Annotated in this window: 18 protein-coding genes and 1 pseudogene; 7 read left to right on the top strand and 12 right to left on the bottom strand. The window is 54.6% G+C overall.

Annotated elements, in window-relative coordinates; all coding sequences use genetic code 11:
* Together RTK32_RS05740 and RTK32_RS05735 are read right to left on the bottom strand one after the other, a co-directional pair.
* Positions 1-2,299: pseudogene (locus tag RTK32_RS05740) on the bottom strand (translocation/assembly module TamB domain-containing protein); the annotation flags it as partial.
* Positions 2,296-4,011 carry an autotransporter assembly complex family protein gene (locus RTK32_RS05735; protein ID WP_312042521.1) on the bottom strand — a complete coding sequence of 572 codons (1,716 nt, stop codon included), beginning with the start codon at positions 4,009-4,011 and terminating at the stop codon, positions 2,296-2,298. The gene RTK32_RS05735 and the pseudogene RTK32_RS05740, both read right to left, overlap by 4 nt.
* Before the next feature lie 518 nt (positions 4,012-4,529).
* Between RTK32_RS05735 and RTK32_RS05730 the strand changes: the two genes are divergently transcribed.
* Positions 4,530-5,858 (top strand): hemolysin family protein, encoded by a 1,329-nt coding sequence (locus RTK32_RS05730; protein ID WP_312042519.1) that lies wholly within the window; start codon positions 4,530-4,532, stop codon positions 5,856-5,858.
* 56 nt (positions 5,859-5,914) lie between these two features.
* Here the strand turns inward: RTK32_RS05730 and RTK32_RS05725 are convergent, their stop codons facing one another.
* Positions 5,915-6,121 carry a DUF1107 domain-containing protein gene (locus tag RTK32_RS05725; RefSeq protein WP_246760837.1) on the bottom strand — a complete coding sequence of 69 codons (207 nt, stop codon included), beginning with the start codon at positions 6,119-6,121 and terminating at the stop codon, positions 5,915-5,917.
* Positions 6,122-6,402: 281 nt separating this feature from the next.
* Here RTK32_RS05725 and RTK32_RS05720 point away from each other — a divergent pair, with 281 nt between their 5' ends.
* A complete protein-coding gene (locus tag RTK32_RS05720) occupies positions 6,403-6,966 on the top strand; it encodes a YtfJ family protein (protein WP_312042518.1) in 564 nt (187 codons plus the stop codon).
* Positions 6,967-7,021: 55 nt separating this feature from the next.
* On the opposite strand, the gene cysQ is transcribed toward RTK32_RS05720, so the two are convergent.
* Complete coding sequence (gene cysQ / locus RTK32_RS05715) at positions 7,022-7,762, bottom strand: 3'(2'),5'-bisphosphate nucleotidase CysQ (protein ID WP_312042517.1); 741 nt, start codon at positions 7,760-7,762, stop codon at positions 7,022-7,024.
* A 318-nt stretch (positions 7,763-8,080) separates the two neighbouring features.
* Here cysQ and RTK32_RS05710 point away from each other — a divergent pair, with 318 nt between their 5' ends.
* Positions 8,081-10,018, top strand: a complete 1,938-nt coding sequence (locus RTK32_RS05710; RefSeq protein ID WP_312042516.1) for a bifunctional 2',3'-cyclic-nucleotide 2'-phosphodiesterase/3'-nucleotidase — start codon at positions 8,081-8,083, stop codon at positions 10,016-10,018.
* A 618-nt stretch (positions 10,019-10,636) separates the two neighbouring features.
* On the opposite strand, the gene fklB is transcribed toward RTK32_RS05710, so the two are convergent.
* Entirely contained in the window at positions 10,637-11,257 is a 621-nt protein-coding gene (fklB, locus tag RTK32_RS05705) for an FKBP-type peptidyl-prolyl cis-trans isomerase (protein WP_312042515.1), read from the bottom strand.
* A 279-nt stretch (positions 11,258-11,536) separates the two neighbouring features.
* Here fklB and RTK32_RS05700 point away from each other — a divergent pair, with 279 nt between their 5' ends.
* A complete protein-coding gene (locus RTK32_RS05700; RefSeq protein ID WP_312042514.1) occupies positions 11,537-12,076 on the top strand; it encodes a LysM-like peptidoglycan-binding domain-containing protein in 540 nt (179 codons plus the stop codon).
* A gap of 302 nt (positions 12,077-12,378) precedes the next feature.
* Here RTK32_RS05700 and rplI read toward each other — a convergent pair whose 3' ends face one another.
* The 4 genes from rplI to rpsF are packed head-to-tail and all read right to left on the bottom strand — an operon-like array spanning position 12,379 to position 13,821.
* Positions 12,379-12,831: a 50S ribosomal protein L9 gene (gene rplI, locus RTK32_RS05695; RefSeq protein ID WP_125290325.1), complete on the bottom strand. Its 453-nt coding sequence runs from the start codon at positions 12,829-12,831 to the stop codon at positions 12,379-12,381.
* A 38-nt stretch (positions 12,832-12,869) separates the two neighbouring features.
* Complete coding sequence (gene rpsR, locus RTK32_RS05690) at positions 12,870-13,097, bottom strand: 30S ribosomal protein S18 (RefSeq protein WP_000135199.1); 228 nt, start codon at positions 13,095-13,097, stop codon at positions 12,870-12,872.
* Positions 13,098-13,101: 4 nt separating this feature from the next.
* Positions 13,102-13,419: a primosomal replication protein N gene (gene priB, locus RTK32_RS05685; protein WP_125290423.1), complete on the bottom strand. Its 318-nt coding sequence runs from the start codon at positions 13,417-13,419 to the stop codon at positions 13,102-13,104.
* A gap of 6 nt (positions 13,420-13,425) precedes the next feature.
* The gene (rpsF, locus tag RTK32_RS05680) at positions 13,426-13,821 is read right to left on the bottom strand and encodes a 30S ribosomal protein S6 (protein WP_125290324.1); all 396 of its coding nucleotides are present in this window, start codon (positions 13,819-13,821) and stop codon (positions 13,426-13,428) included.
* Between the two features lie 338 nt (positions 13,822-14,159).
* On the opposite strand from rpsF, the gene RTK32_RS05675 reads away from it, so the two are divergent.
* The gene (locus RTK32_RS05675; protein ID WP_312042513.1) at positions 14,160-14,366 is read left to right on the top strand and encodes a hypothetical protein; all 207 of its coding nucleotides are present in this window, start codon (positions 14,160-14,162) and stop codon (positions 14,364-14,366) included.
* Between the two features lie 4 nt (positions 14,367-14,370).
* Here the strand turns inward: RTK32_RS05675 and yjfP are convergent, their stop codons facing one another.
* Positions 14,371-15,120 carry an esterase gene (yjfP, locus tag RTK32_RS05670; RefSeq protein ID WP_312042512.1) on the bottom strand — a complete coding sequence of 250 codons (750 nt, stop codon included), beginning with the start codon at positions 15,118-15,120 and terminating at the stop codon, positions 14,371-14,373.
* Positions 15,121-15,294: 174 nt separating this feature from the next.
* On the opposite strand from yjfP, the gene RTK32_RS05665 reads away from it, so the two are divergent.
* Both RTK32_RS05665 and bsmA read left to right on the top strand, forming a co-directional pair.
* Positions 15,295-17,229 (top strand): Cache 3/Cache 2 fusion domain-containing protein, encoded by a 1,935-nt coding sequence (locus RTK32_RS05665; protein WP_312042511.1) that lies wholly within the window; start codon positions 15,295-15,297, stop codon positions 17,227-17,229.
* Between the two features lie 48 nt (positions 17,230-17,277).
* Positions 17,278-17,601, top strand: a complete 324-nt coding sequence (gene bsmA, locus RTK32_RS05660) for a biofilm peroxide resistance protein BsmA (protein ID WP_312042510.1) — start codon at positions 17,278-17,280, stop codon at positions 17,599-17,601.
* Here bsmA and RTK32_RS05655 read toward each other — a convergent pair.
* Complete coding sequence (locus tag RTK32_RS05655) at positions 17,575-19,182, bottom strand: isovaleryl-CoA dehydrogenase (RefSeq protein WP_312042509.1); 1,608 nt, start codon at positions 19,180-19,182, stop codon at positions 17,575-17,577. The two genes, bsmA and RTK32_RS05655, sit on opposite strands and share 27 nt — an antisense overlap.
* Before the next feature lie 100 nt (positions 19,183-19,282).
* Positions 19,283-20,017: a 23S rRNA (guanosine(2251)-2'-O)-methyltransferase RlmB gene (gene rlmB, locus RTK32_RS05650; RefSeq protein ID WP_312042508.1), complete on the bottom strand. Its 735-nt coding sequence runs from the start codon at positions 20,015-20,017 to the stop codon at positions 19,283-19,285.
* Positions 20,018-20,041: the final 24 nt, after the last annotated feature.

The raw sequence follows: 20,041 nt of genomic DNA, 5'->3' as shown, positions 1-20,041 counted from the left end.
GGGGTAAACCGCCATCCGCCGTCCAGCTGACGTCAGCGTCACCATTGAAGACGCCGCTGAGTTGGGTCGCATCCGTCAGGAAAGGTTTCACCATCGCCAGATTGAAGCGGTTCAGCGTCACTTTCGCATGACCGGACGGGCCAGCCTCAATAGTTTGCGGTACGCACAGTTCGGCATTAGGGTTTTGCCAGCAGTGCGGGCCGACTGATACCGTCTGACTACTGTTGAGATAGTCCAACGCAATAGCGCGGGTCAGGCGCCACTCTCCTACCGGCGTATCGAAACGGGTATTGTTAAGCGTACCGCGCCAGCGCTGTTGGCTGCGATCGAAGCTGCCGTTCAGCTGTAGCTGGCCGGAAACCGGATCGCCATTGACCGTCAGCTTTAGCTGATGCGCTTTTTCGTCGCCGTTGGCGTCCAGATCCAGTCGATTAATCGTCAGCGCATCCTGCTTCAGTCGATCAACACGCAGCGCCAGTTTACCCTGAATCTGCTCGCCTGATTTCACGTCGCTCTGGAGCGCAACGCGGGCGATACTCATCGCCTGCCAGCGGAGGCCGGTAGCGGTCAGATCCGCCAGCAGCTGCGGCGCTTTCAGGTCGCCGCGTGCTTTGATCGTGCCTTTCGCTACGCCGCCCAGGCCCGGCAGTGCGTTATCCAGATGTTCGGCGTCGATAGTGGCGTCCAGCGCCAGCTTATCGCCAAGCGAGCCTTTCACATCGACATTATTGCGGCCCAGCACCAGCTTAATACCAGGAATATCCCACTGGTTATAGCTGTTACCGTAGAGCGAACCGTCAGCGCTGACCGCATTCTGTTTTACGTTGCCGCGCAGCTTCAGTTCAGGGACGCGCATCTGCCAGCTACCGCCATAAAGACTGCCGCGCGTGGTGATTTTCCCTTCCAGCTTCGCTGGCCAGTCCGGGTATTGCCGTGCGGTATTAATGCCGTTGAGCTGAAGCTCGCTGCGCCAGCTGATTGCTTTACTCCAGTCCACCAGCGCCGTCAGGTCGGTAGTCCCCTCCAGCGCCGCCAGCCGCAGCTTATCCAGCGAGAACTGCTCTGCGTTGCCCTTGCCGTCCAGCGTGAGCGTAGCAGGTGGAATCGCCTGTCCGCGCAGCGCGGTTTTTAGCGACATCACATAGTCCGTCGCTTTGCCCTTTATGCTGAAGTTAAGATTGTCGGCCTGATACTGTGTTTCACCAGATAGCGGCCAGCGCAGCTGCTCGCTTTGCAAGGTCATCGCCAGCGGCAGACCCGCTTCAGCCAGCTTTGTTTGCGCGTTCAGCTGCATCCGCACGGGGCCGGAGAGGTTCAGAGCCAGATCCAGCCGATCGCGCAGTCCGCCGCCGACGGTCATTTTGATCTTCTCGCCTTTGATCGGATCGACGTTAAGCGAGCTGGTCAGCGTGAAATTTACCGGCCAGGCGTCGGCCAGTTGGGCCTGCCCGGTAGCGTTGAGCTGTCCCTGCGGTGAATCCACATCCAGCGTTTCCAACCGTAGCAGGCGATCCTGCGTTTGCGCTTTCACCAGCAGACGCGTAATAGCGATATCGGTATCGCCAGTCACGCGCAGCTGCTCGCCGAGGATCTGCTGCACGTTAACATCCAGCGGCATCTTGAAATCAGGCAGATCCGGCAGCAGCGGTTTGGCGAACATCGCCTTCAGCGTTTCGCCGAGCGGCGGTTCATCCGTCTGCGGCTGCTGCACTTTTGGCTGTACCACCTGCTCGTCGGCGACTTTAGCCGCTTTCGGCAGCGCAATCAGCAGCCCCTGGATATGGGTTGGGGTTAAGGTCAGCGCACGCTGTTGCCAGTAGAGGCCCGTGGTAAAATCCGCCAGCGAAATCGCCGTGTCGTCCACGTTGACCGTAATGTTATGCAGCGCCAGCTGGCTCAGCGTAATCGGATACGGCGTGCTGAGATCGCCTGATGACGTTTCCTCTTTGGTTTCCGGCGTGGACGGCCCCAGCTTCTTACTGTCCACCACTACGCTGACGTCGCGCAGCGCCAGGTCATTAATGCAGAACGCGCTGTTTTTCAGGCAGCTCAGCTTTAAGGCCAGACGGAACTCGCCAGCTTTCACCTTCACGCCGGGCATTTCATACTGTACGCCAGTCAGCCGAAGGTCACGCCAGCCGCCGCTGACCTGCTTGATATCTAAACCCGGCACCCAGCGCGCCGCGCCGTTCAACACCAGATGCAAGCCGGTGGTGGTACCCAGTAAAAATGCGACGCTGCCGATCAGCACGACCAGGAAAATCAGGATGCCAATAAGGACCTTTTTCCAGAGTTTCATAGTTCAGGCCCCAAACCGATGTAAAACTGTATGTTGCGATCTTCACTGTCCCCTACCGGACGGGCGATATCCAGCTTGATCGGCCCAACCGGGGACTGCCAGCGTACGCCGAAACCGGCGCCGGTTTTGACGTTGCTCTGCTTGATGTCGTTAACCGCCTCACCGGAATCCACAAATACCGCGCCCCACCATTTGCCGGTCACGTTGTACTGGTATTCCACCGAACCGGTCGCCAGCTTCGAAGCGCCGGTCAGCTTGCCGTCATCGTCGCGCGGTGAAATGCCTTTGTACTTGTAGCCGCGAATGCTGCGGTCGCCCCCGGCGAAAAAGCGCAAATCAGGCGGTACGCGTTCAAAGTCGTTGGTTTCGATCCAGCCGAGGTTGCCGCGCAGCACAAAACGGTGTTTATCGGCCAGCGTGCGGATCCAGACGTTTTGTGCCTGCACCACGGCGAAATCAATGTCCGACGCCCAGGTCGTGTCAGAGACATCCAGCGAGTAACGCTGGGAATCTCCCCATACGGGCATCAGCCCACCGCGTGAACGGGTGCGATTTACGCTAACGCCAGGGTAAATCAGCATGGTGGTGTTGGTCACGTTACCCTGGGTAAAGTGATCCAGGCTCCAGTGCAGATTAACGGCGCGCTGCCAGCCCGTAGAGGATTCCCAGTAGCGTGACGCGGCCAGCGTAGTGGAGTCAGACTGGGTGTCGTTCAGGTCGGTTCTTTTCAGGCCGCCCTGCAGCAGGTAATACTGCTCAACCGGATTTTTCAGCAGTGGGATCTTATAGCTGAAGTCGAGCTGCTGTTCCGGCGCGGAGATATTGGCGCTGGTGGTAAAGCTGTGACCGTAAGAGTTTACCCACGGCCTCTTCCAGGTCGCTTTAACCCTCGGGCCGACATCGGTGGAATAGCCTACGCCCGTTTCGATGGTATTTTCCGTTCGCGGACTGACCACACCGTGCAGCGGTAATATTTTGCTTTTTCGTGATTGATCGAACTGCGGCGCGACCACGACGGAATTAAACCAGCCGGTAGCGGAAAGACGGCGGTTCAGCTCCGCTAAATCGCGTGAGCTGTAGTAGTCGCCCTTTTTAAACGGCACCAGGTTTTGCAGATATTCTTCACGGATTTGCGAGCCTTCAAACGTGACGTCGCCAAAACGGTAGCGCTGACCGCTGTCGTAATCGATATCCCAGAAAGCCTCGTGTCGCTCGACAGAAACGCCCAGCTGGCTTTTACGGTAGTCGCCATCAAAGTAGCCTTTGCGCAGCGCCAGATTACTAAGCGAGCTTTTAAAGCTATCGTAATCGCTGTGGTTGAGTACGCCACCGATTTTGCCTTTCCCAGTATGCACCAGCGTCCGGTAATCCTCATCGGTACGCGCGCCACCCCGGATAATCACTGTCTCACCCGCCAGCTTAACTGGCTGGCCGGGCGTGACTTTCGTCAGCAGCACCGGGCGTTTGCCGCCTGCAGGCGGCGGCTGAAGTTCAAATTCAATCTCCGGCTCGTAATAACCCAGCGCCTTAAGGCCTTCTTTTACTGCTTCGCTGACGCGCGCGCGAAAACGCCCATCAGAGGTGACTTCCTCACTTGAGATAGTCGACAATCTTGCTCGCACGTTTTTTTGTAATTCCCCAGACAGGCCGGTGACCTGCAGACGCACCGTAGCCGCCTGAGCGGCAGGCGCGGCTGCGATCAGACCTAACATGCAATAGACATGAATTCGTGGCACGCTAACTCCTGATTTTATTGCCAGCTCCAGATGGGCACAACGACCGAATCTTTAAAATGGCCCGCTTAAGCATGGCAACTTTTTGCGGGTTCAGAGGCGCTTTTTCACTGAAAGGCCAAAATTTGCGTTATTGTGTGCAAAGAACCACCAGGTTACAACCGGGGATCGTGAGGGAATGTTACGCTATATCAGCCTGAGATGCAGACTCAGATAAATCTCAGCGCCGTATCGCTTGCAGCGCCGCAATTGTAAGCAATCCTCACCACAGCTATAATCTCTGGCAGAGGCCGCGCTGCGGCCAGTTAACGTCTTTCTGCCCAAGCCAAATGGCGCAGACATTTTTGGCACGGATAGCCCGGTGCCGCTCACAGGTACGGAAGGTCAGCTGCTCCTCATCTGCTGCCCAGGCCAAAAATGACAGGTAATCAACTTAAGGCCAGCTTTGGCGCATTTTCCCCTGAAAGTGCCTGAAACGGCCATTTAATGGATGTTTTATGTTAGACAGCTTGCTTGTCATCTTAATGCTGATCGCCATCAGCTCATTTTTTTCACTTTCGGAAATCTCTCTGGCCGCGTCGCGCAAAATTAAACTGAAGCTGCTGGCGGACGATGGCAACATCAACGCCCAGCGCGTGCTGAAAATGCAGGAAACGCCCGGGATGTTTTTTACCGTGGTGCAGATAGGACTGAACGCCGTGGCGATTTTGGGCGGTATCGTGGGCGATTCTGCGTTTTCGCCTGTTTTCCGCACGCTTTTCGATCGCATAACCGGCCCGGTGCTGGCTGAACAGCTCAGCTTTATCGCCTCTTTCACCGTAGTGACCAGCCTGTTTATTCTGTTCGCCGATCTTTTCCCAAAACGTCTCGGCATGATTGCACCGGAAACCATCGCGTTGAAAATCATCAACCCGATGCGTCTCTGCCTGTTTATCTTCCGCCCGTTGGTGTGGTTCTTTAACGGCGGCGCCAATATCATTTTCCGCCTGTTTAAAATTCCGCTGGTGCGCAAAGATGATATTACCTCGGACGATATCTACGCGGTGGTAGAAGCGGGTGCGCTTGCTGGCGTACTGCGCAAGCAGGAGCATGAGCTGATTGAAAATGTGTTTGAGCTTGAATCCCGCACCGTGCCCTCTTCCATGACCTCTCGTGAGAACGTGATATGGTTCAATTTGCATGAAGAAGAGGCGAGCCTGAAGGAAAAAATCGCCAATCATCCACATTCCAAGTTCCTGGTCTGTAATGATGATATTGACCACATTGTGGGTTATGTCGATTCCAAAGAGCTGCTGCTGCGCGTGCTGGGCAACCAGAGCATGGCGCTGAACAGCGGCGTGCAGATCCGTTCAGCGCTGATCGTACCGGATACGCTGACGCTGTCGGAAGCGCTGGAAAGTTTTAAAACCGCAGGCGAAGATTTTGCGGTCATCATGAACGAATATGCGCTGGTGGTGGGCATCATCACCCTGAACGACGTAATGACGACGCTGATGGGCGATCTGGTTGGCCAGGGGATGGAAGAGCAGATCGTGGCGCGCGATGAGAATTCATGGCTGGTCGAAGGCGGTACGCCGATCGACGACGTAATGCGCGTACTGGATATCGACGAGTTTCCCCAGTCCGGCAACTACGAGACAATTGGCGGCTTTATGATGTATATGCTGAGAAAAATCCCTAAACGTACCGACTTCGTGAAGTTTCACGGCTATAAGTTCGAAGTGGTGGATATCGACAGCTACCGCATCGACCAGCTGTTGGTAACAAGAATCGACGAAACCCGACAAGGTGCGGCCGCCGTGCTGAATAAGATGGTGGAAGAATAAAAACAGAAAAGGCGCGATAATCGCGCCTTCTTTCTTTTGAACCGGTTTATCGGTTTCTAGTTGAACTCGGTCTGCAAACGCAGTACCTGACGGTTCACTTCTGACATCACGCTGTAGTGCTGCTTATCTTTAATGCGTGGGATCAGGATCTTACCTTTATCAAATTCAAAAGCGCCTACATCTTTGATGTAAATCCGGCCACGGAAGAGTGTTTTGACATATTTGGCCACCTGCAGCGGATTATAGCGCTGGAAAATCTTCATGTTACAACTCCTAAAAAATGATACGTGCTGCGTCGTTTCCAAGTTGGGTACGAATCTTTGCAACACAAAGTGGGTACACTATAGACCAGGTTTCACTTCCAACATTCCTAAATCCGAGTTTTTTTACTGTTTTTACACATCATGACAGTAGGCTGTTTCACTCGGTTGCTTGTAAGCAGTATAAACCTTCGTCCTTTACAGAATTGTGCGGTGTGTTGCAAAGATGTTGTATCGCTGCGACAGATGCATCATCCACGTTTATTATTGCAGAAACATGACTAATGAGTTCAATCATGATTTTCCGTCTTTCATTGCTGCTGTTTACACTCTTATCCTTCGCCGCCGACGCGCATAACCTGGTGACAGGCCAGCGCGTGCCGCCTGTTGGCATCACCCATCAGGGCGAGCTGCGTTATCAGCAGGACGAGTTTAGTTACCATCCCTGGAATACTGCGGCCCTGCCGGGCAAAGTGCGTGTCCTTCAGCACATTGCCGGACGCGCCTCGGCAAAAGAAAAAAATGCGGCCCTGATCGAGGCGATTAAATCAGCCCGGTTCCCCCATGACCGCTATCAGACCACCACGCTGGTGAATACCGACGACGCTATCCCCGGCACCGGCATGTTTGTCCGCAGCAGTATTCAGAGCAATAAAAAGCAGTATCCCTGGTCGCAATTTATCGTCGACAACGAGGGTAACGCCAAAAAAGCCTGGCAGCTGCAGGATGAAGGCTCGGCGATTATTGTGTTGGATAGTGCGGGAAAGGTGCGTTTCGTTAAGGACGGCGCGCTGACGCAGCAGGAAGTGCAGCAGGTTATCACGCTGGTGCGTCAGCTGCTGCACTAGCCGACCTGCTGTTGGCGCGAGGGAGACGGTGGCCGCCTCCCTCCATCAGCCTGGTTTAGAAAATGGAGACCCGGAAGCCCGGATTCAGGAAGGATTCCCGCGGCGCATAATCCAGCGTTTTCCCCTGCCAGTCATGCACGTGCGCGCCCGCGGCAAGCGCTACGGCGTGGCCAGCCCCAGTGTCCCAGATATTGGTTGGCCCAAAGCGCGGATAGAGTTGCGCTTTGCCTTCCGCCACCAGACAAAACTTCAGCGAAGAGCCAATGGCGACAGTCTGATGTTCGCCCAGCTGGTTGAGGTAGTCTTCCAGCTCGCTATCAGAATGCGAACGGCTGACCACGACCAGCGGTGGACGGGCTTCCCGCACGTGGATCTGCGCTTTTACACCGCCCTCTTCCTTCCAGGCTTTCCCCTCTGCCGCCGAATACATTACGTCTGTTACCGGCGCGTAAACCACTCCCAGTACGGGCTTACCTTTTTCAATCAGCGCGATATTCACGGTGAACTCGCCGTTCCGCTTGATAAACTCTTTGGTGCCGTCCAGCGGATCGACCAGCCAGTAGCGCTGCCAGTGCTGACGGACTTCCCAGCCCGGTGGATCTTCTTCTGACAGCACAGGGACATCCGGCGTCAGCGTGGTAAGTCCCTGCAGGATCACCTTATGGGCGGCAATATCCGCTGCGGTGACCGGCGAATCATCGGATTTTTTCGTCACATCAAGCGGCGCCTGACCATCATATATCTGCATGATGGCAACGCCCGCGTCTCGTGCCAGCTGGCATATATTCTCTAACATTGTCCACCTCTTGATTAGCTGGCTGGCGCTGGCCGTGGCCACGGCGGCACCAACACTCTCTGTTGATCATAGTCGATGGCGAAGATCGAAGGCCGAATGATGCGCCAGCGCTTAATTATCAATAGCATAAATTATTTTACGCCGCAGGAGCTGCTGTTTTTTATCAGGTTGACCTCATCACGTCCCCTGTCGTTCCCGGTGAGCCGGGTCATAAGAGAGAAATATTTGTAGTCGCTCACATATCTGTGAGAAAGAAGGTATTAGTTTCATAAAACTTTGCGAGGTTAGGAAGTCAATAAACGCTATCAAGGAGAAAGAATGATTAAATCCGTTGTGACACCAGCCGCGCTGCTGGTCAGTTGTGCGCTACATGCGGCCACGGTCGACTTCCGCCTGCTGGAAACGACCGACCTGCACAGCAATATGATGGATTTCGATTACTACAAGGATACGCCAACGGAAAAATTCGGGCTGGTGCGTACCGCGACGCTTATCGCCGCGGCCCGGCAAGAAGCGACAAACAGCGTGCTGATAGATAACGGTGACATTATTCAAGGTAGCCCCCTCGGTGATTACGCGGCGGCTAAGGGTTTACAGCCGGGTGAAATCCATCCTGTTTACAAAGCCATGAACACGCTGGATTACACCGTGGGAAACCTCGGCAACCATGAATTCAACTACGGCCTGGACTACCTGCAAAAAGCGCTGAGTGGCGCAAAATTTCCCTATATCAATGCCAATATTATTGATATTCATAGCGGCAAGCCATTGTTCACGCCTTTTTTAATTAAAACGGCGGAAGTGACGGATCGCGAGGGGAACCGGCATCAGCTTAAGGTCGGTTACATCGGCTTTGTCCCGCCGCAGATTATGGTATGGGACAAGAAAAACCTCAGCGGTAAAATTACCGTGGAAGATATTACCGAGACCGCACGCAAATGGGTGCCTGAAATGCGTCGTCAGGGCGCGGATTTGATCGTGGCTATCCCACACTCTGGCCTCTCCAGCGAGCCGTGGCATGCGATGGCGGAGAACTCCGTTTACTACCTTAGCCAGGTCCCTGGCATTGATGCCATCCTGTTTGGCCATGCGCACGCTGTTTTCCCCAGTCAGGACTTTGCCGCCATTAAGGGTGCCGATATCGCTAAGGGCACGCTGAACGGCATCCCGGCAGTCATGCCAGGGATGTGGGGCGATCACCTTGGCGTGGTCGATCTGGTGCTCAATAACGATGCAGGTCGCTGGCGCGTAAGCGCTGCTACGGCACAAGCTCGTCCCATTTATGATACGGCGGCTAAAAAATCGCTGGCAGCAGAAGATCCGGCCCTGCTGAAAGTGATGGAGCCAGAGCATCGTGCTACGCGTGAATTTGTCAGCCAGCCGATAGGAAAATCAGCGGACGTCATGTACAGCTATCTGTCGCTGATTCAGGACGATCCTACCGTGCAGATCGTTAATAACGCACAGCGTGATTACGTAAAACGCTTTATTCAGGGCGATCCGGATCTGGCCGATCTTCCTGTCCTTGCGGCTGCCGCACCGTTCAAAGCCGGCGGGCGTAAAAATGATCCTGCCAGCTATGTGGAAGTCGAAAAAGGCCCGCTTACCTTTCGTAACGCCGCCGATCTTTACCTCTATCCCAATACGCTGGTTGTAGTGAAAGCCAGCGGTAAAGAAGTAAAAGAGTGGCTGGAGTGCTCGGCAGGTCAGTTTAATCAAATTGATCCGAGCAGTCCTGAACCGCAGCCGCTGATTAACTGGAATTTCCGCACCTATAATTTCGATGTGATTGATGGGGTTAACTACCAAATTGATGTCACACAGCCTGCCCGCTACGATGCAGAGTGCCAGTTGATTAATGATAAGGCTTCCCGTATCCATAACTTAACTTTCCAGGGGAAAGCCATCGATCCCAATGCCACATTTTTGGTAGCGACGAATAATTATCGCGCCTACGGCGGGAAATTTGCCGGAACCGGCGAGGATCACGTTGCTTTTGCTTCCCCGGACGAAAACCGTGCTGTTGTCGCGGCGTACATTACGGCGCAAACCCAGGCGCAGGGTGAGGTCAGCCCACAGGCGGATAACAACTGGCGGCTGGAAAATATTCACAGCAAAGTGCCTCTGAATATCCTTTTTGAAACCTCGCCATCGTCTAAAGCAGCCGAATTTATTAAGAACCACGGTCAATATCCACTGAAGCAAGCAGGTCAGGACGAGACGGGTTTTGCGCTTTACCAGATTGGACTTAACTAAATCATTCTCACAGCAAGAGCCAGCCATGCTGGCTCCATTTATTGCCAGACATAATAAAGTTATGCGCTGGTGGAAGACTTCAGGCTGGCAAGGGGGTCGATGCCCTGTTTTACCAGTCGACTACGTCCGTACCAATATCATTCATTTTCCCGGAAATATTCAGCTCTAACAGTTTTTGAATTCCACTGCTCAAGGGGGGAGAAAAAGAAACAGACGAGGTTGTTAAGACACCAGCAAAAGCGCCTCAATCGATAACGGAACCCGCAAGGTAGCCCGGCCGCCCATATCAAAAAAAAGTCCGGCGGCAACGGCAATGTCATTCTTATTCAATTCACGCATTATATTTCTCCTTGTTAAAGCTATTTTCAGCATTGATCTGGCATCCATTGCCACATCGTAAATTTATTTTTAAAGACAGGGGCAGCCAAACTTTCTTAAAAATTTAAGAATACGGAAGTGTGTTTTCAGAATCGATCGAATAGCTTATCAACGTGTAGAAACATTTCTTATTTAAAGAGGGTGTGGTTTCAGGCGTGATTAAAACTGCATAAGAAAAGAGGAAAAAATAACAGGATTTCTGCCGGGACCGTGAAAATAATGTCCCGGCAGGATCGGCTGTTACAGAATTTCTAACAGCTCAACTTCAAATACCAGCGTGCTGAATGGCGGAATAGAAGCACCGGCGCCACGCTCGCCATAGGCCAGGTTCTGTGGGATAACCAGCTCCCATTTTGAACCGACCGGCATCAGGGTCAGCGCTTCAATCCAGCCAGGAATAACGCCGCTAACCGGGAACTCGGCCGGTTCGCCACGTGCTACGGAACTGTCGAACACGCTACCGTCGATCAGTTTGCCGGTATAGTGAACGCGTACGCGATCCTGGCGAGAAGGAATAGCGCCCTCGCCCTGCTTGATAACGCTGAATTGCAGGCCGGATTCTGTACCGCTCACGCCGTCACGCTGACCGTACTCTTCCAGGAATTTCTGGCCTTCGGCAGCCATTGCCTGCTGGCGTTCGCGACGAACCACATCGGCACGTTCGTGCACTTCACGCAGCGCGCGATGAACAACGTCCACGGGCACAGCCGGGGAGTTCCCTTCCAGCGCGTCGCGCAGGCCAGCCAGCAACGCTTCTGGCTGCAGCCCCTGCAGCCCGGATTCCAGCAGCTGCTGGCCAACCTGTAAACCGATACCGTAGCTTGCTTGTGCTTCTACACTGTCTAAAGAAGGGGTAGTCATGGATTTTCCTTTACTGGTAATAAAACTGAGGACGAAGCATAACAGCGCAGGCAACGGGGGTAAAACGTCATCTTCTTCAGGTGACATTTTCAGTGTAAAAGGAAACAATAACGCGGTTCGCTTCGGGCATAAAAGCCGCGCGGTGAGTGCGCTATCAGCTATATTTCAGTAGAGGTCAACATGGGCCATATTGCCCGCAGACGAAGGAAACGCCAGCCGGCTTTATTAAAGCGGTTTATTTTATTCGCGCGAGGACCGCGCAAGAAGGAGGAGGACGCCATGCCTGTCACCAAAGTGTCACCAGCATCGAAATGGTTTAACTGGCTCTGGCACCTGGCGGATTCTGCACGCTGGATGGATCCGCTGCCTTCTTTCCACCGTCGCGGCATCATCCTGGCCGGGGCGTTGGTGTTACTGGCTTTTTTGTGGCCTTCACCGCGACAGCCGGAACAGCCAGAGCGTGCCGTTAACGTTGAACGAACCACCACAGACGTGCCGCTGCAGGCGGAGCTTAGCGCGCCGAAAGCTGACGACCAGAAGCCTAAAGGCGATGCTCAGGGACAATGGATAAATTATCAGATTGCCAACGGGCAGACGCTGGCACAGCTGTTCCGCGACCATAATTTGCCGGTTAATGATGTATTCGCCATGGCCCGCGTAGAGGGAAATGACAAGCCGCTAAGTAATTTACAGGCCGGTCAGGCAGTCAGGATCCGCCAGAACTCCCACGGCGTAGTGACAGGCCTGGCCGTCACTACGGAGCAAGGCGAGATTTTATTTACCCGCCAACCGGATGGCTCGTTTCTCCAGGTCCATTAACCCTGAAAACACCGGTTCAGAGCCGGTGTCTTTCATCATGAATCCATCTGAAACCCGATTTCGGCAAACAAAAACGCCGGCACTGGGCCGGCGTTCTTAATCACACAGAAATGAGCATGCCAATCTTCGCAAAAACGCCGGCACTGGGCCGACGCTCTTAATCACGCAGGAATCGGCATACCCATCTTCGCAAAAACGCCGGTACTGGGCCGACGCTTTTAAATACGAAGAGGTTGGCGTACTGATTTTTGCAAACAAAAACGCCGGCACAGGGCCGGCGTTTTTTAGCGGTAGAGAAGCAATTACGCTTCAGTAACCACGTTTACAGTCAGTTTAGCGAAAACTTCGCTGTGAACCTGGAAGTCCACTTCGTGCTCGCCAGTGGTGCGCAGAACGCCGTTCGGCAGGCGAACTTCGCTTTTGGCCACTTCAACGCCAGCTGCAGTTACTGCATCAGCGATATCGCGAGTACCGATAGAACCGAACAGTTTACCTTCGTCGCCTGCTTTAGACGCGATGGTAACGGTGCCCAGTGCATTGATTTTCTCAGCGCGAGCGTTAGCAGCGGACAGAACGTCAGCCAGTTTGGCTTCCAGCTCTGCACGGCGTGCTTCAAAGAACTCAACGTTTTTCTTGGTAGCAGGAACAGCTTTGCCCTGTGGTACCAGGAAGTTACGAGCGTAGCCCGCTTTAACGTTTACCTGGTCGCCCAGGGTGCCCAGGTTTGCTACTTTATCAAGCAGAATAACTTGCATTACCTTATCCTCTTAAAGTCGTTAATTGACAACAGCCGTTACTGATGACGATCGGTATACGGCAGCAGAGACAGGTAACGCGCGCGCTTGATAGCACGAGCCAGCTGACGCTGGTATTTAGCGCGAGTACCAGTGATACGGCTTGGTACAATCTTACCGCTTTCAGTAATGTAGTTTTTCAGCGTTGCGATATCTTTATAATCGATCTCTTGAACGCCTTCCGCGGTGAAACGGCAGAACTTGCGACGACGGAAATAACGTGCCATTTGGCTAGTCTCCAGAATCTATCAATTCAATCTGCTCGGCATGCAGTACCGTCTTATTCAGCCCATTGCGCCCTTGATGGCTGCTAATGAAACCTGAAACGGTAACCGGCGTGCCGACCGTTATACTTTGAGTAATGGCCTGATGGGCTTTGCCGCTGATAATCACCGGCATCCGACACCAGGCTTGCCGGGTAAAACCGGCCTCCACCTGCATCGATCTGTGCTCAAGCACGAACTGGCAGTGTGGAATACCTGAGGGGCTGACTTTACGCATCGGCGTCTTGCACACGGTGCCAGACAGCGTCAGCCGATTAGCCTCCACGGTCAATTACTCTTCAGAATCCCCAGCATCTGCTTCATCAGAGGTTTCGTTAGCAAAATCTTCACGACGCTCACGGCGCTCGTCTTTCGCTTTAACCATCGGAGAAGCTTCAGTTACCGCGTGCTTAACGCGCATAACCATGCTGCGGATAACGGCGTCGTTGAAGCGGAAGTTAGTTTCCAGCTCATCGATCGCTTCCTGCGGCGCTTCAACGTTCAGCAGAACGTAGTGAGCTTTGTGCAGTTTGTTGATCGGGTAAGCCAGCTGACGGCGGCCCCAGTCTTCCAGGCGGTGGATCGTACCTTCTGCACCAGTGATGGTGGCAGAGTAACGCTCGATCATGCCAGGAACCTGTTCGCTTTGGTCAGGATGAACCATAAAAACGATTTCGTAATGACGCATCGAATTTGCTCCTTACGGATTATTCAGCCTCCTGTCAGGGTCAACCGCGGCCCATGGAAGCAAGGAACGTGTTTGTGTGCGGCTGAAAAATTGACGCGTAATCATACTGGCGACAGGGGGGAAACTCAAGGTAAAGTCGCGGCCCAATGTAAATTATTTATCAGGCTGCGACGCGAAGCGAAAAAACCCGGCAACTCAGCCTTTTTTAGCCCTGAAGCGCGACGGTAAAGAGCAAGAATTACTAATACACTTTATCCGCAACGGAGCTAAACTTAGAGGGTGAAGACAAGACCCTGACGCCCGGCGTCAGATTTGTTATCTGATTGTGGAGTTGCATCATGAAAACCATCGCAATCGTCACCTTACTCGGCCTCGCCTTTTCCATCCCCGCCCTTGCCAGTCAGTCTGGCTGTGAGCAGAGCGTAATCAGCGAAGCGGCGAACAGTTACGTCTATGTGAACCGTATCGATTCGCCAACGAGCCAGATGACGGATAAACCTATGGTGACGATCCCCGCTGCGCAACGGTTAGCGCAGCAGTTGTAGACCGCTATAAATACCGTTTAAAAAATGCTGTTGTGGCTTCCAGTGCCGGCGGCGTGATGCGATGCCCGATGCCCTGCTCCGTGATAAACGTCAGTCCGGCATCGAGCTTCGCTTCCCTTAACGCCCTTTCCAGCCTGACGCTCTCTGCTACAGGCACGACATCATCCGCTTCACCGTGCCAGACCAGCAGGGGCCGATCGGCTATTTTCTCCAGCCGCTGACCGATATCATAATCCGTCAGCGGTGCCATTTGCCTGGCGAAATCCTGCGCCTGTTCAGGCGTGTTCACCACCAGCGGGGGAAATAGCGTGCGGGCCAGCGACATATAATAGCCCGAGCCCATCAGGCAGGCGACGCTGGTAAGAGCGGGGTAACGCGCCATTGCGCCTAATGCGGTCATCCCGCCCATTGAAGCCCCTGCGGCAGCGAGGCGTGTGCCCTCAATCAGTCCCTGCTGTCGTAACGACGTAATCAGCTGCGGCACTTCATCAATATTATTTTTCAGGATCGTCCAGAAATGGGTCAGGCGACGTTCGCTGTTTCCGTCATAACGGGCGCCGTGCATATCTGCATCGGGCAGAATAACGCGAAAGCCCGCCATGGCCAGCGCGACGCCGAAATAGCTGTAAACCTCTTTCGATGAGGTGAAACCATGGAAGAAAAGAATAGTGGGCAGAGGCTGATGCCTTTTACCTGTCGGCGCAGCGTGCAGACACTCTGTCCCGGCAAAAATTTCCGTACTGACTTCAATCATGACTCCCCCTTAAGTCGTTGCACTACAGGTTACAAATACAAATAGCCAGCCGGATAGACTGTTATTTGAGTTTATTGCTTATTTAATTGATCTGAATACTGAGCGAGTCACTAAATGTTTTCTTAATACGGCCGTTAACCGTTATGACCCCCCTCTTTTAATACAGGCTTTTTTATGAAATTTCTCGCACCTGGGCGCTGGAGCCTCGGCGTTAAGCTGTCGGTAATCACCTCGCTAAGCGTAGCCACATTATTTCTGATCTTAACGCTGGCGCTAACGAATAACGCATCCAATCAAATGCAGGCCTTAACGCTGGAAAATATGGAAGATCAGGTCGCCGGCATTGGCGATATGGCGACCATGTTTAATAGCACGCTGAGTGAAGAAGTCACCAACTACACCGCGCTTTTTCAAAGCTTTTTACCAAAACAGTTCTCTCGCGATCCCGTTGAGCGCGTGACTGTTGGTACGGAACAGGCACCTGTGCTGCGTGCAGGACTCAAAACACTGAATCTGGACGAGAGTCTGGTCGATGATTTCCTGGCACGTACCGGCGCTATCTCTACCATTTTCGTCCGTACCGGCGACGACTTTCTGCGTGTTTCGACCTCACTGCGTAAAGAGAATGGCGATCGTGCTATCGGTACCCGACTGGATCGCACCAGCCCGGCCTGGCAGCGGGTTCAGCAGGGCCAAATCTTTCAGGGCGTCGCTATGCTGTTCGGCAAGCGCTATATCACGCAGTATCAGCCGGTAAAAGACGCCAGCGGACAGGTCATTGGTATTCTGTTTGTCGGCGTGGATATTACCAAACAGTACGCGCTGATTAGAGAAAAAGTCCTGACGAAGAAATTGGGCGAAAGCGGCCACTTCTCCGTGCTGAGCGACGCGCCTGGCAAAACCTATGGTCAGTATGTGTTCCATCCTGAGCACGAAGGCCAGCTGCCAGACTGGCCGGAAGCCACCCGCCAGCTCCTGCTGAGCCAGAACACCGGTAAAGTAGAGGTTAAAGACGCTAACGGTGAAGCACAGATCATGGCGTGGCATCATTTGCCAGAATGGCACTGGGTCATTTTGGGAGAGGTCAATAAAGCCAGCCTGCTGGCGCCGATCCAATACACCCGCAATCTGTTTCTGACGCTGGGTGCCGCGCTTGTTGCCCTGTTCGCGCTGGGCTTTATTACTGTCACGCACCGTTGGATAAGCAGGCCGCTACAGCAGGTTATTGAGCTGGCCGAACACTACTCTGCCGGTAATTTGCAGGCCACACTGTCTACTCAACGCCATGATGAGGTGGGGAAACTGATCGTCGCGATCAATGGTATTGGCGACGGACTGGATCGCATCGTTTCGCAGGTACGTGAAGCCGCACAGGAGATCAGCAGCGGAACGGACGCCATTGCCTCCAGCAGTGAAAACATCAGTGAACAGATCACGCGTCAGGCGGCCAGCGTTGAAGAAACCTCTGCCAGTATGGAGCAGCTGAGCGCCACCGTGGCACAAAATGCCGCTAACGTTTCTCAGGCGCTGACCCTGGTGGGTGAAGCCGCGACGGCAGTGGGTAAAGGTGGTGAAACGGTGACGCGTTCCGTGACGACCATGACCGATATTAAGAGCGCCTCGCAGAGTATTGCCGATATCACCCATGTGATTGAGTCAATCGCCTTCCAGACCAATATCCTGGCGCTTAACGCTGCGGTAGAAGCGGCACGCGCGGGCGAGCACGGTAAGGGTTTCGCGGTGGTTGCAGCGGAAGTCCGTGCGCTGGCACAACGCAGCGCCACGGCGGCCAAAGAGATTGATAGTCTGATTGAAAACTCGCTCAGCAAAGTCGTTCAGGGCCATAACCTTTCCGAGCAGACGCGCCAGTCAATGGAAGAGATCGTTGGCCGTATCGAGCAGGTAAAGGTATTGATGAGTGAAATTAACGTCGCGTCTAAAGAGCAGTCGGCGGGCATCGGCCAGGTCAATATTGCGATGAACCAGATTGGGCAGGCCACGCATGAAAGTACCGAGCTGGTCGCAACTTCCGAGTTGACCGCCCATGAACTGAGCCGCAAAGGTCATCATCTGACCGATCTGGTACAGGTTTTCCGCGTTAAGGCATAAAGCATCGGGATGGCTTACACTTCAGGCAGTCCATCAAGAGGCGTGCTTATGACAAAGTTATCCCTTTTTTTTGTGCTGTTGCTGGCGGGCTGTAGCCTGACTCAAACCACGCCGCAGCCACCGCCACCGCCGCAAGCGCAGGCACAGGAAATCACGCGTGCGCAGAGCCCGACGCTGACGCGGCTGGGCACCGTCAGCGTTTCGATGCGCGGCTCGCCTGACGATGCAGCACGGGCTATTGCCGCTAAAGCCAACGAGGCGGGTGCGAAGTATTACGTTATCCAGATGATCAGCGAAACGGTCATGCCGGGCCGCTGGTATTCGACGGCCGTGCTGTATGGCCCGTCAGCTCCCGCCGGTCGCACGCAGTAGCAGGCGCTGACAGACTTTTTCCGACAGCGTCGCAAATCCGCGCAGCTGTCGGCACCAGGCATCGGCAATGCAGGGCTCCAGCTGCGTCATTACCTGCACGCCACAGCACAGGTTGAACAGGCTTTCGCAAAGTGCGCGCGCCTGCGCCTCCTGCGGGTGGCGCAACAGCAGTTTTAGCTGGCGCCAGGCACTGTCGAAATAGCGGCTTTGCCCCCTGACCGCCTCAAACTCTTTCGTTAGCAAGTCTATGGCGGCTGGCTGTTTGCTCAGCACGCGTAATACATCCAGGCACATGACGTTACCTGCCCCTTCCCAGATACTGTTAACCGGCATCTCACGGTAAATTCTCGCCAGCTCGCTCTCTTCGCAGTAGCCGATGCCGCCCAGCATTTCCATCGATTCTGCGACAAAGCTAACGCCGCGCCTACACACAACGTATTTTGCTGCAGGCGTAAACAGCCGGCTAAAGAGTTTGCCCGCCTCACCGCTTTCCGCCGACCATGCGCCAGCCAGCCGCAGCAACATAGCCGTCTGTGCTTCCAGTAGCAGCGCCTGCGAGCAAAGTTGCTGACGCATCAACGGCTGATCCACCAAGCTTTTTCCCTGCACCTGACGCTGATGGCTATGATAAAGCGCCACGGAAAAGGCGCGGCGCATCATCGCATGGCTGGCCAGCGCGCAGTCAAACCGGGTATAGCCGCCCATTTTTAAAATCTGCCGGACGCCTTCGCCCTCTTCGCCAATCAGCCAGCCGCTGGCGGCAAAGAACTCGGCTTCGCTGCTGGCATTGGAGCGATTGCCCAATTTGTCCTTCAGCCGCTCCAGCCGCACGGCATTACGGCTGCCGTCCGGCAGCAGGCGCGGCAGGAAAAAACAGGAAAGCCCGCCTTTGGCCTGCGCCAGAATCAGATGCGCATCACTCTGCGGCACCGAAAAAAACCACTTATGGCCGGTGAGCCGGTATTCACCCTCGCCGGCCAGTTCAGCACGAGTGGTGTTGCTCAACACGTCCGTGCCGCCCTGTTTTTCGGTCATGCCCATACCGATAAGCAGCCCACGCTTCTGCTCGCCCGGCTGCAAATGCGGATCGTAACGGTCAGAAAGCAACGGCGACAGCCAGTCGTGAAAAAGCGCAGGCAGCCGGGCTTTCAGTAACGGAATGGCGCCGAAAGTCATGGTGATGGGGCAAAGCGTCCCCGCTTCCACCTGAGCATGCAGAATAAAACGGGCGGCGCGCGCGACAAAGGCTGCGGGCGGTGCATTCTCCTGCCACGGCAGATTGTGCACGCGATTGCTGCACAGTCCCTGCATCAACAGATGCCAGGCAGGATGAAAACGCAGGTCGTCCAGCCGTTCGCCCCGCGAGTCATAGCGCAACAGTTCCGGTGGACAGCTGTTAGCCAGCCGGCCTAACTCCAGCGACTCGGCGCTGCCCAGCTGCTGCCCGACGGAAGCCAGCAGATCGCAGTCCCAGCCAGCCCCTTCACGCAAAACGGCTTCACGCAGCGGCGTGTCGGAAAGAAAAAGATTACTGTTGGTTAGTGGACGAGGCTGATTGAAAACGTGGTGGGTAGTGTTCATCCTGACCTCCTTCTATAGGCACACATTCAGTATGCAAAAGAGAACGTCACAGGCGAGCAGCAGCAGAAGATTTCGGGGCGCGGATCACGCCCCGGAGAGATTATTTTGCGCGCTGGCGCACAGCCTCAAACAGGCAGATGCCGGTTGCAACCGATACATTGAGTGAGGAAACGCTCCCCGCCATAGGGATGCTAATCAGCTCGTCGCAGTGCTCACGTGTCAGGCGACGCATTCCTTCGCCCTCGGCACCCATAACCAGCGCCATCGGGCCGGTCATTTTGCTTTGATACAGCGTGTGGTCGGCTTCACCTGCCGTGCCCACGAGCCAGACGTTGGCTTCCTGTAGCATACGCATGGTGCGCGCCAGGTTGGTCACCCGGATCAGCGGCACGTTTTCCGCCGCGCCGGAGGCGACCTTTTTCGCCGTCGCATTTAGCTGAGCAGAGCGATCTTTTGGCACGATCACCGCATGCACGCCAGCCGCGTCGGCGCTACGTAGGCAGGCGCCCAGGTTATGCGGATCGGTTACGCCGTCCAGGATCAGCAGAAAAGGCTTCTCCAGCTTTTCCAGCAGATCCGGCAGGTCGTTTTCCTGGTATTGTCGGCCAGCCTTAACGCGAGCCACAATCCCCTGGTGCACGCCGCCCTCGACCTGACTGTCCAGCCACTGACGGCTGGCCACCTGGATCACGATGCCCTGCGCTTCCAGCGCCTTCACTACCGGCTGCAGACGGCGATCGTCGCGGCCTTTAAGGATAAAAACCTCCTGAAAGCGCTGCGGATCGCTGTCAAGCAGCGCCTGTACGGCATGGAGTCCAAAAACTATTTCACTCATTCACTGTTACTCAACTGGTCGTTT

This window comes from Erwinia sp., from assembly GCF_031978025.1.
Classification (GTDB): Bacteria; Pseudomonadota; Gammaproteobacteria; order Enterobacterales; family Enterobacteriaceae; genus Erwinia.
The sequence above is the reverse complement of the archived record's forward strand: the minus strand, read 5'-3'. Positions and strand labels throughout refer to the sequence as shown.